The sequence below is a fragment of the Methylobacterium indicum genome, assembly GCF_001043895.1.
Taxonomy (GTDB): domain Bacteria; phylum Pseudomonadota; class Alphaproteobacteria; order Rhizobiales; family Beijerinckiaceae; genus Methylobacterium; species Methylobacterium indicum.
Genome location: NZ_JTHF01000288.1, coordinates 1 through 10,073, shown reverse-complemented (window position 1 = coordinate 10,073; position 10,073 = coordinate 1). Strand labels below are relative to the sequence as shown.

General features: G+C 70.3%; 11 protein-coding genes. 4 read left to right on the top strand and 7 right to left on the bottom strand.

What is annotated here, in order from left to right; genetic code table 11:
• The first annotated feature begins 18 nt into the window (after window positions 1–18).
• Both QR78_RS27435 and QR78_RS27430 read left to right on the top strand, forming a co-directional pair.
• The gene (locus QR78_RS27435; RefSeq protein ID WP_048430783.1) at window positions 19–366 is read left to right on the top strand and encodes a DUF952 domain-containing protein; all 348 of its coding nucleotides are present in this window, start codon (window positions 19–21) and stop codon (window positions 364–366) included.
• Window positions 367–368: 2 nt separating this feature from the next.
• The gene (locus QR78_RS27430; protein WP_048430782.1) at window positions 369–1,442 is read left to right on the top strand and encodes a quinone-dependent dihydroorotate dehydrogenase; all 1,074 of its coding nucleotides are present in this window, start codon (window positions 369–371) and stop codon (window positions 1,440–1,442) included.
• Between the two features lie 4 nt (window positions 1,443–1,446).
• Here the strand turns inward: QR78_RS27430 and QR78_RS27425 are convergent, their stop codons facing one another.
• The 4 genes from QR78_RS27425 to QR78_RS27410 form a co-directional block, all read right to left on the bottom strand.
• Entirely contained in the window at window positions 1,447–2,259 is an 813-nt protein-coding gene (locus tag QR78_RS27425) for a class I SAM-dependent methyltransferase (RefSeq protein WP_141657712.1), read from the bottom strand.
• A 63-nt stretch (window positions 2,260–2,322) separates the two neighbouring features.
• Entirely contained in the window at window positions 2,323–2,736 is a 414-nt protein-coding gene (locus tag QR78_RS27420) for a GFA family protein (RefSeq protein WP_244276227.1), read from the bottom strand.
• A complete protein-coding gene (locus QR78_RS27415; RefSeq protein ID WP_048430781.1) occupies window positions 2,733–4,103 on the bottom strand; it encodes an MATE family efflux transporter in 1,371 nt (456 codons plus the stop codon). The genes QR78_RS27420 and QR78_RS27415 overlap by 4 nt, the downstream gene beginning before the upstream one ends.
• A 32-nt stretch (window positions 4,104–4,135) precedes the next feature.
• Window positions 4,136–4,531, bottom strand: coding sequence for a DUF6460 domain-containing protein (locus QR78_RS27410; protein WP_048430780.1), 396 nt, complete (start codon window positions 4,529–4,531; stop codon window positions 4,136–4,138).
• A 334-nt stretch (window positions 4,532–4,865) separates the two neighbouring features.
• On the opposite strand from QR78_RS27410, the gene QR78_RS27405 reads away from it, so the two are divergent.
• Complete coding sequence (locus QR78_RS27405) at window positions 4,866–5,816, top strand: alpha/beta hydrolase (protein WP_048430779.1); 951 nt, start codon at window positions 4,866–4,868, stop codon at window positions 5,814–5,816.
• Between the two features lie 30 nt (window positions 5,817–5,846).
• Window positions 5,847–6,749 (top strand): DMT family transporter, encoded by a 903-nt coding sequence (locus QR78_RS27400; protein ID WP_048430778.1) that lies wholly within the window; start codon window positions 5,847–5,849, stop codon window positions 6,747–6,749.
• 182 nt (window positions 6,750–6,931) lie between these two features.
• On the opposite strand, the gene QR78_RS34480 is transcribed toward QR78_RS27400, so the two are convergent.
• The 3 genes from QR78_RS34480 to QR78_RS27390 form a co-directional block, all read right to left on the bottom strand.
• Entirely contained in the window at window positions 6,932–7,144 is a 213-nt protein-coding gene (locus tag QR78_RS34480; RefSeq protein WP_125900841.1) for a hypothetical protein, read from the bottom strand.
• Between the two features lie 293 nt (window positions 7,145–7,437).
• Window positions 7,438–7,689: a con-10 family general stress protein gene (locus QR78_RS33275; RefSeq protein WP_082171510.1), complete on the bottom strand. Its 252-nt coding sequence runs from the start codon at window positions 7,687–7,689 to the stop codon at window positions 7,438–7,440.
• Window positions 7,690–8,890: 1,201 nt separating this feature from the next.
• On the bottom strand, window positions 8,891–9,928 hold the full coding sequence (locus QR78_RS27390) for a CorA family divalent cation transporter (protein ID WP_048430776.1): 1,038 nt from the start codon (window positions 9,926–9,928) through the stop codon (window positions 8,891–8,893).
• Between the last annotated feature and the right edge of the window lie 145 nt (window positions 9,929–10,073).

Genomic DNA, 10,073 nt, shown 5'->3' with positions numbered 1-10,073 from the left:
AGGAGATCCGCGGCCCCCATGTCCCTCATCTACAAGATCTGCCCCGCCGCCCTGTGGCGGGCGGCCGAGGCGGCCGGCCGGTTCGACGGTGCGCCGGTCGACCTGGCGGACGGCTACATCCATTTCTCGACCGCCGCGCAGGCCCCCGAGACCGCCGCCAAGCACTTCTCGGGACAGGATGATTTGCTCCTCGTCGCGGTCGAGGCCGAGGCCCTGGGCGAGGCCCTGCGCTTCGAGCCCTCCCGCGGCGGCGCGCTGTTCCCGCATCTCTACGGCCCGCTGCCGCTCTCCGCCGTCCGCTCGGTCGCGCCGCTGCCGGTCGGCTCCGACGGTTGTCACGTTTTTCCTGATTCCATCGGAGGTTGACCGTGCTCCAGGCCGTCTTCCCGTTCGTCCGTCCCCTGCTGTACGCCCTCGATCCCGAGACTGCCCATACCCTGACCCTGGGGGGCCTCTCGCGCCTTCCTCTGCGTGATCCGCCGGCCGACGATCCCCGGCTCCGTGTAACGGTTATGTCGCGCACCTTCCCCAACCCGGTCGGCCTCGCGGCCGGGTTCGACAAGGGCGCGCAGGCGCCGGACGCGCTGCTCGGGCTCGGCTTCGGCTTCGTCGAGGTCGGCGGGGTGGTGCCCCGGCCGCAGCCCGGCAATCCGCGCCCGCGGGTCTTCCGGCTGCCGGAGGACGGGGCGGTGATCAACCGGTTCGGCCTCAACAGCGAGGGGCTGGCGGTGGTGCGCGCCCGCCTCGAGGCCCGCCGCGGCCGGCCCGGCATCGTCGGGGTCAATATCGGGGCCAACAAGGAGGCGACGGACCGGCTGGCCGATTACGTCGCCTGCACGAAGGGGCTGGCCGGCCTCGTCGACTTCATCACCGTCAACGTCTCCTCGCCCAACACCCCGGGCCTGCGCGACCTCCAGGGCGAGGCCTTCCTCGACGATCTCCTCGCCCGGGTGGTCGCGGCCCGCGACGAGGCGGGGGCGGGCACCGCCGTGCTGCTCAAGATCGCGCCGGATATCGGCCTCGACGGCCTCGACGCGATGACCGCCACCGCCCGGCGCCGCGGCATCGACGCACTCGTGGTCTCGAACACCACCGTGGCGCGGCCGGCGAGCCTGCGGGCTGCCGCGAAGGCCGAGACCGGCGGCCTGTCCGGCCGGCCGCTCTTCTCGCCCGCGACCCGGCTCCTCGCCGAGACCTACCTGCGGGTCGGTACCGCGCTGCCGCTGATCGGCGTCGGCGGGGTCGATTCGGCGGAGGCTGCCTGGACCAAGATCCGGGCCGGGGCGAGCCTGGTCCAGCTCTACTCGGCCCTCGTCTATGCGGGTCCGGGCCTCGTGCGCGACATCAAGGCCGGGCTGGTCGAGCGGATGGAGGCCGAGGGCGTGCCGAGCCTCGCCGGGATCGTCGGCCGCGATGCGGCGGACCTGGCGAGGTCGGCCTGACGGATCACAGTTCCGGGTTGGTCGGCTCGGTGCGCCGGGCCACGACCGTGTAGCAGAGGCGCTTCTGCCCGAGCAGCGACTGGCGGTGATATGTCACCGCCGATTCGCCGAAGCCGAGAATCGCCAGCAGCTCCTGCATCGTCGTCGGCGCGATGGTCCACCAGGCATCGAAGCGGATCCGCTGGTCGCTGCGCGGCAGGAGGAAGACCGGCAGGCCGACCCGGCGCGGCAGGAAGCGCAGGAGATGCAGCGATTTCGGCAGCATCTCGGTCACCACCACGGTCTCGCGGGTGAGCCGCAGGACGCCGTGGAGCGCCCGGAACGGGTCGCGCAGGCGCGTGAGCGCGTTGCCCAGCACCGCGATGTCGACGGGACCCACCGCCTCCGGCACACCGTAGAGCGAGCCGCCCGCCCGCCGCGCCCGGGAGCCGAGGGCGGCGTGGGCGTACCAGTAGGCGTTCTCGAACCGATGCAGGTGGTTGCGGATCTCCGGCGCGATCACGGCGCGCTCGAAATCCGGGTAGGGCACCATCTCCCAGCAGGCCTCGCCGGAAAAGTCGTAGGCCACCACCTCGGCGCCCTGCGCCTCCATGGCGAAGCCGAGGAAGCCGCTGGTGGCGCCGAAATCGAGCACGCGCTTGCCCGCCACCGCGACGCCGCCGAGATAGGCGTCGAGCCCCGCCCGCAGGTCCCAGGTCCCCGGCACGGTGCCGTGCCCGGGCAGGTCGATCGTGTGGTTGAAGGTGCACGCCGCCGGGTCGTCCACCACCCGCGGGGCGAGGAACGGCGGGGCGGGCTGCGTGGGCGGATCCGCCATCATCTTGCGGGAGTCATCGTGCGGGGTTCGTCTCGTGAAGCGGCGGGTCGGCGGAGGGCGGGATCAGGGGTCGTCCCGCGCCGTCGGGTAGGCCGGCAGCCCCTCGGGAAGCGCGGCCCAGGACAGGCGCCGGGACACCCAGACGTGGTCGTGCGGGGGATACCGCTCCGGGTCGTCGAGGCTCGCCAGGGTGAGGTCGATCTCGTCCGGCAGCGCGTCGGCCCGGTAGGCCAGCGGCGTGCCGCAGGTCGGGCAGAAGGCCCGCTCCGCCCGCGGGCTCGAACGGTGCCAGACCGGGCTGCCGGCGGCGAAGCGGCAGGCGTCGCGGCGCACCGTGATCCAGCCGACCATCGGGGCACCGGTGGCCCCCCGGCAATCGGCGCAGTGGCAGACGGTCCGGTTCCACGGCTCCCCGTCCGCCGCGTAGCGGACCGCGCCGCAGCGGCATCCGCCGGTGATCGGGCCACCGGCGCTCACCGGGCCGCCTCGGCCGCTCGCCCGGCCGCGGCCTGCGGGAAGGCGCCGGCGACGAGCCGCGGGTAGAGCAGCGCCTGGCCGAGGCCGCGGGCGGCGAGGAAGGCCAGCATGGCGAGCCACAGCCCGGTATTGCCCGTCCCCCGCGTGAGCGCCAGCACCGCGACGTCGACGGCGAGGGCCGCCAGCATCAGGTTGCGCATCGGCCGGGTCCAGGTCGCCCCGACATAGACGCCGTCGAACGCGAAGGCCGCCGCCGCGGCGAGCGGCGTGAGCGCGGCGTAGACGAGGTAGTCTCGGGCGACCGCCCGTACCTCCGGCGCGGTGGTGACCGCGTCGATGAAGGCACCGCCCAGGCCGAGGAAGAGGCCCGAGACCGCGAGCGCGAAGCCGAGGCACCAGCCGAGGGACAGCCGCACCGCGGCCCGGAACCGGCCCTCGTCGCGGGCGCCGAGCGCTTGGCCGCACAGGACCTCGGCGGCGGTGGCGAAGCCGTCGAGGAAGAAGCTGCCGACGAGGAAGAGGTTCTGCAGGACGGCGTTGGCGGCGAGCGTCGCATCCCCGGCCCGCGCCCCGAGGGCGGAGAAGAGCGCGAGCGCCGTGATCAGCGCCAGGGTGCGCACCATCACGTCGCCGTTGACCGCCAGCATCCGGGTGAGGCCGGCCCGCTCGAGGATCTCGGCGACAGGCACGCGCCAGGGCCGGGAGCCGAGCCGGTGCAGCACCCCGAGCCCGAGGACCGTGCCGGCGACCTCGGCCAGCACCGTGGCGAGCGCCGCCCCGGCGACGCCGTCATCCGCCCAGAGCACGAACAGCAGGGTCAGCGCCACGTTGACGGCGTTGATGGCGACCTGGAGCGCGAGGCCGAGATCGGTGCGGCCGCGCCCGAGGGTCGAGCCGAGGATCGCGTAGTTCGCCAGCGTGAACGGCGCGCACCAGATCCGCACCGAAAAATACGCCGCGAACGCCCCGGTCACCGCCGGGCTCGCCCCGAACAGCCGGAAGGCGGCGGCCGCGAGCGGGCCCTGCAGCGCCACCATGACGAGGCCGACCGCCAGCGCCGCGGCGAGCGCCCGGGCCAGCGTCCGGTCGATCTCGGCGGTGTTCCCGGCCCCGGTCGCCTGCGCGGTGAGGCCGGCGGTGGCCATGCGCAGGGCGCCGAAGGTCCAGAACAGGTAGTCGAACGCCACGGCGCCCAGCGCCAGCGCTCCGAGGAGCGCGGCGTCGCCGAGCCGCCCGATCGCCGCCGTCCCGACGAGGCCGAGGAGCGGCGTCGTGACGTTGGCGAGCGTGATCGGCACGGCGAGCGCCAGCATGCGGCGATGCGTGACCTCCGGGCCCGCTCCCGGGCCCGCGGCGGCAGGGTTCATCGATCTCGTTCCGATGCTCTCGTCGCGCGAGTTCAGCGCCCGCGGGCGAAGACGCGCGACAGCAGCCACAGCGGCACCACCACCGCCGCGCCGGCGACGAACCAGCGGCCGGCATCGTGGAAGGTGTCGAAGCTCAGCTCGAGCAGCGAGCGCACGGTGTCGTAGGCCTGGGCGAACAGGATCCCGGGCGTGACCCCGAGCATCGCCATGCCGGCACCGACGAGGACCGACAGGAACACGAGCCGCAGCAGCACCGCCCCGGGCGAGCCGCCGAGGAAGCGGTGCAGGCCCGAGGAGCGGCCGTCGCGGCCCGGATCGTAGCCGGCCGGCCCCTGGCCGTAGGGATCCTGGCCGAAGGAATTCTGGCCGAAGGAATCCTGCCCGCGGGGGCCTTGGCCGAAGGGCCGTTGGAATCTCTGCTCGCTCATGTGTCCTCGCGACCCCTCGCCGTTGCCCGTCCCCGGCTTGCGGAGCGGCGATGCTCCCCGACCGTGGCGGGATTGTCACAGATCGGACGAAACCCGGCGCGGCCTGGCGCATTGCACCGTTTGGCAATCCGCACCTGAGATGGCAACCTTCGCGGATTATCCCAAGATGCCTGTTCCAAGGATGCCCATCCCAACATGTCCGGTGCCCAAGATGTCCGGTGTGACAGGACGAGCCTGAACGGGAGCATCCGACCACCCCGGGCCGGACGAGGGCCCACCCGCAACCCCGAGACGCTCCGCCCCGGCGCGGCGCCGCGAGATTGATACCCCGAGCATGATCGACCACGCGCTCTTCGACCCGGCGAAAACGGATCCCGACGCCGAGCGGCTGAACCGGGAGATCATCGCCGCGCAGGCCCAGGCGCCGGACCCCTGGTCGATGCCGGTGGCCGAGGTGCGCGAGCGCCGCCGCCGCGGCAGCACCGCCTACCCGGCGATGCCGCGCAGCGCCCGGGCCGAGACGATGACGATTCCCGGCCCCGGCGGCCCGCTGACGCTCCGGGTGATCCGGCCGCAGCGCAAGGCCCGGGGCGCCTACCTGCACATCCATTCCGGCGGCTGGGTCTGGGGCGGGGCCGACGAGCAGGATCCCTGGCTCGAGCGCATCGCCGAGCGCTGCGGCTTCGTCTGCGTCTCGGTCGAGTACCGCCTCGCCCCCGAGCACCCCTACCCGGCGCCGATCGACGATTGCGAGGCGGCGGCGCTCTGGCTCTACCACGAGGGCCGCAAGCTGTTCGGCGTCGAGGCCCTGACGATCGGCGGCGAATCGGTCGGCGCGCATCTGAGCGTGATGACGCTCCTGCGCCTGCGCGACCGCCACCGGCTGCCAAAGGCCTTCCGGGGCGCCAATCTCTTTTCCGGCCTCTACGACCTCGGCGTGACCGCGAGCGCCCGCAACTGGGGCGACGAGCGCCTCGTCCTCAACTCCACCGACATCCGCCGCTTCGCCGACGGCTTCGTGCCCGAGGGCGTCGCCCGGCGCTCGCCGGACGTCTCCCCGCTCTACGCCGACCTCGCCGGCCTGCCGCCGGCCCTGTTCTCGGTCGGCACCCGCGACCCGCTCCTCGACGACACGCTGTTCATGTCGATGCGCTGGGCCTCGGCCAATAACGGCGGCTACACGTCGGTCTATACCGGCGGCTGCCACGTGTTCATCCGCTACAACCTGGCGATGACCCAGCGGGCCCTGGAACTGATCGAGCGGTTCCTTATGGCGCTCGCGTGAGGGTGACGGCTCCGGCATAGGGAGCCCGGCGTGGCGCCGGGCCGCGCGGCGGCGCTCGCCTACGCGCTCCTGACCTTCGCGACGCTGCTCTGGGCCGGCAACGCGGTGGCGAGCAAGGTCGCGGTCGGCCTCGTCTCGCCCCAGGCGCTGGTGGCCCTGCGCTGGTCGATCGCGCTCACCGCGATCGCGGTCCTGGCCGGGCGCGAGACGGTCCGCCACCGCGCGACCCTGCGGGCGCACTGGCCGATGATCCTCCTGATGGGCGGGTTCGGCTATACCGGCTTCAACGCGCTCACCTACGAGGCGGGCGCCCTGACCAGCGCGGTCAACTTGGCGCTGATCGAGGGCACGATCCCGGTCTTGGTCCTCGTCCTCAACCTTCTCGTGCGCGGGGTGCCGGTGCGGGGCGGCCAGCTCCTGGGCGCCGCCATCACGCTCGGCGGGGTGGTGCTGGTGGTGAGCCGGGGCGATCCGGCCCGTCTCGCCGCCCTCGATCTCAACCGCGGCGACCTCCTGGCCGCACTCGCCTGCCTGTTCTACGCCGGCTACACCGTCGCCCTGCCGGCGCGCCCGGCGGTGCCGGCCCTCGCCTTCTTCGCCGCCATGGCGGTGGCGGCCTGGGCGACCTCGCTGCCGCTCCTCCTTGGCGAATGGGCGAGCGGCCGCACCCTGTGGCCCGGCGCCGCCGGCTGGGGGCTGATCGCCTTCACGGCGCTCGGGCCGTCGCTCGCGGCGCAGCTCGCCTACATGCGCGGGGTCGCGACGCTGGGCCCCAACCGCGCCGGCCTGTTCAACAACCTCGTCCCGGTCTTCGGGGCGCTCCTGGCGGTGGTTCTGGTGGGCGAATCCTTCGGGCTCGTCGAGGCGGCGGCGCTCGCCCTGGTGCTCGGTGGGATCGCGGTGGCAGAGGTCTTCGGGCGCAAGGCGGCTTGAGCCGCCGGTCGGACGCACGGTCGACATGACTGCACGAAGGACTGTTGGGGGTGGTTTCCTGTCCGTCGGCTTCCGGGCGTGGGATCCCGAGAACCGGACGTGGCTACAGGAACCACCTTTGACCCGCTGCGGGATGCTGGAGATGTCCGCTTCCAGGCTCGTTCATGATGGTCGTGTTTTGGTCAGTTGCGCGAGAACGGACCATCCGCCGGTCCGACGGTGGACATGTCACCGAGGAGATGGCAGCCTGATGCGATGATCTGGAACGCTTGCCGGCTATCACATTCGCGGCGTGCGATGCCCTCCAGATCACGCAGGTAGGTGATGATCGGTCCGCGTGCGCGCGGTCCCATTTTCTCAGCAGGCGTGACCCGTGCAGCGACGTGGTCAGCCACCGCATCTTAGAACGCTGGGGGCGTCTTTGAAATAGCTGTCGTCATGCTGGTTCCCATGAAGCAATAAACGCCCCGCCACCGCTAACGAGGGGCGAAGACAGCGAAGGAGGAGCCGACCGGAGGGCTTCCGATTTCGGGCCAGTCCTCTAGGTGCCGTGGTTGCTCGCTAGCCGCCTCGGACAAGTCCTTGAGGAACTGGCGGTATTGTCAATCGGACGGATCGAGCAAATGCAACGTTTTGGCCGATGAAGACGCCGGGTCTGGCGTGCCAAACCCGGTGCTGGTTCGATTGATTAAGACTTGCCGCCGTGACTGTGCTCACCGCCTTTGCGGCCAGCTTCAGCGGCCCTTTCTGGGTCGTTGGCGAAGTTTCCGCCGCTCTGCTGACCGCCTTTGTGACCTGCTTCGGCAGCTCGTTGAGGATCGTTGGCGAAATTGCCGCCACTCTGCTGACCGCCCTTATGGCCCGCCTCAGAAGCCCGCTCACGATCCTCGGCAAAGTTGCCGGAGCCGCCGCGGTGCTCGGTTTTTCCACCTGAAGTCATGTCAATTCTCCAAATCTAAGTGGTACATCCTAGCAATCCCTGAGATTTTAGATGGTTCCCTGAATAATATCGGGATTTTTTAATCTGTGTTATGATAGCACTCTAAGTATCAAGGCGATATCGAGAATTTTTTTGGGCCAAGCACGTTATCATAGATTAAATTTGTGCTCTCATGGTCAAGTTCACTGGTGCAAAAATTCTAACGTGATGTCTGTTTCTGGGTAAAATGACCGCGTCGGAGTGAGATGTGCCACAAAGCAGACGCTGTTGGACAATGCTTGTTCGCGCCAATCCAACCTGCGTGCCCGACAGGCTTGCCACGTGGGTTATGAACGCTCGGTCCCGATGGCCTGACCCGACTGCCATCACGACCATCTCTGGCACCGTTCCGTCCCCACCACCCCGTGGAACGTCCCTTGAGATGACTTCGCCTCGCCACCGGTTCGGTATGCGAGGCATTTTCTTGAGATGAATTAGTTTTTTGCGGCCAAGTGCTCTTTCAGGGCGAACGATTATAACTTGTAGCTGTTAGCCCGGAGGCGGATCGGAGATGCCTTCATGCAACACGTTATATCTGCTCCGCGCGGTGATGAAACGCTATTAGACACGCGAGCAAGCCCTGCCAGCGCTGTGGTCCTGGCGATGAAGTGGCTCTTTAACGGGTACAAGGACGTTCAAATCGTCGGATCGAACGGCCGCGTGCATGACGTAAACTTGGCTCAACAGCGGCTCAGACGCAGCCTACGCCTCTGATTGCAGAGCTTGCGAGCTAAGTCGCGGTTGTCCGACAGTCGCGAATGGCCCTCGGGAGACATGCCGAGGAGTGCGCAGCGGAAGTGGGTGGCGGACGGAACGTCCGCGCGATGCCAAATGCCTCAGTGGCCGTGTTCGCGCCGGCTTCGGTCGATGCGCAACATGACGCAATGTTGGCCTGACGCTGATGTGCTCTGAAGAGATGGGCCGGATCGAGGAAGCCATACATGTTTGGGTCGATCCACGAGAGCTACTGCCTCGACCGCGAACACCCGGCAGTGAGCCCCTAGGATCCCAAAAGAAGCGACCTTGTGGAGAAGGCTTGCTTCCCCGCCGAGCTGAGGTTGCGCGACTGCCGCGAACGTCCGCTTCCGGGAGGCGTCTACGGCCTTCGGGAAGACCGGGTTGGGTCGCCAGCGGATTCTCGATCACCAAGAGTCTCGGAGTTTCAACCCTGGCCCCTCTGCCCGCCGAGCCCGAGCCGGCGGATCAGCAGGAAGGCGGCCGCCGCCGACATCACGGCGATCAGGATCGCCACCGTGGAGCCCTCGTCCCACTCGGCGAGCGGCAGGCCCTTGGTGTTCATGCCGAACAGGCCGGTGACGAGGGTGGGCGGCAGGAACAGGGCGGTCAGGATCGACAGGGTGTGGAGCTGGCGGTTCGACTGCCGGGCGAGCAGCCCCGAGAGCTCCTCCTGCAGGAGCCGGCTGCGCTCGGCCAGCACCACCATGTCGCGGTCGAGGGCGTCGAGCCGCTGGGCGATGCGGGCGGCGGCCTCCCGGGTGTCTTCCGGCAGGTCGTCGCTCTCCTCCTCCAGGCGGTGGAACACCGCCCGCAACCCGTTGAGCTGGCGATGCAGCCGCACCGCGTCGCGGCGGATCGGTCCGAGCTGGCGGGTCTCCGCCCGGATGCGCTCGTCGAGGATGTGGTCCTCGATCCCGTCGAGCCGGTCCGACAGGGCCGCACCCCGCGCCCCGATCGCCGCCGCGACCCGGCCGATCAAGGTTTCGAGGAGGGCGACGGGCCCGGCAAGCGGCCGGCCCCCGGCGACGACCTCCCGCACCGCGTCGGGCCCGACGATCGGGTGTCGGCGCCCGCTGACGAGGAAGTTCGCGCCCAGCACGAAATGCAGCCGCCCGGCGGCGTCGGGCAGCCGCTCGGGTGCGGTGTCCGGCCCCTCGGCCTCCCGGGCGAGGTCGGCGATGACGCCGCCGACCTGCCCGTCCTCGACGGTCACCCGCTGGTGCGGGTCGCTGGCGAAGGCTGCCGCCGCGAGGTCGGGCGGGCCGAGCCGCCCCTCGGCGATCAGGCCCGGCACCCGGGCGTCGTTGAGGTTGACGTGGAACCAGACGAAGCCGTCGCCGAAGCGGCCGAGCGCCGGCACCTCCTCGCCGGGCCCGACCAGGCGCCCGCGCCCGCCCGCGTCGAACCGCATCGCCCAGATCAGGCCCGGCAGGGCCGGCTCGTCGCTGAGGAGATGGGCCATCGCAGCGTCCTTCGCGCCTCTCGCCGGAGAGAGTGTGGCCCGCGGGCTAAGCGGATTTCGCCGAAGCGGACACCGGTTCGGCGTCAAAAATCGGCGACAAAACAACAACCTAAGCGGGCGAAGCGTCGGCCTGCCAAGGCAAGTC

What these genes read in the sequence shown, in the direction of transcription:
- QR78_RS27415 (WP_048430781.1), bottom strand. Translation starts at nt 4,103, where the DNA reads ATGAACCCTGCCGCCGCGGGCCCGGGAGCGGGCCCGGAGGTCACGCAT.
- QR78_RS27435 (WP_048430783.1), top strand. Translation starts at nt 19, where the DNA reads ATGTCCCTCATCTACAAGATCTGCCCCGCCGCCCTGTGGCGGGCGGCC.
- QR78_RS33275 (WP_082171510.1), bottom strand. Translation starts at nt 7,689, where the DNA reads ATGACTTCAGGTGGAAAAACCGAGCACCGCGGCGGCTCCGGCAACTTT.
- QR78_RS27410 (WP_048430780.1), bottom strand. Translation starts at nt 4,531, where the DNA reads ATGAGCGAGCAGAGATTCCAACGGCCCTTCGGCCAAGGCCCCCGCGGG.
- QR78_RS27425 (WP_141657712.1), bottom strand. Translation starts at nt 2,259, where the DNA reads ATGGCGGATCCGCCCACGCAGCCCGCCCCGCCGTTCCTCGCCCCGCGG.
- QR78_RS27405 (WP_048430779.1), top strand. Translation starts at nt 4,866, where the DNA reads ATGATCGACCACGCGCTCTTCGACCCGGCGAAAACGGATCCCGACGCC.
- QR78_RS27390 (WP_048430776.1), bottom strand. Translation starts at nt 9,928, where the DNA reads ATGGCCCATCTCCTCAGCGACGAGCCGGCCCTGCCGGGCCTGATCTGG.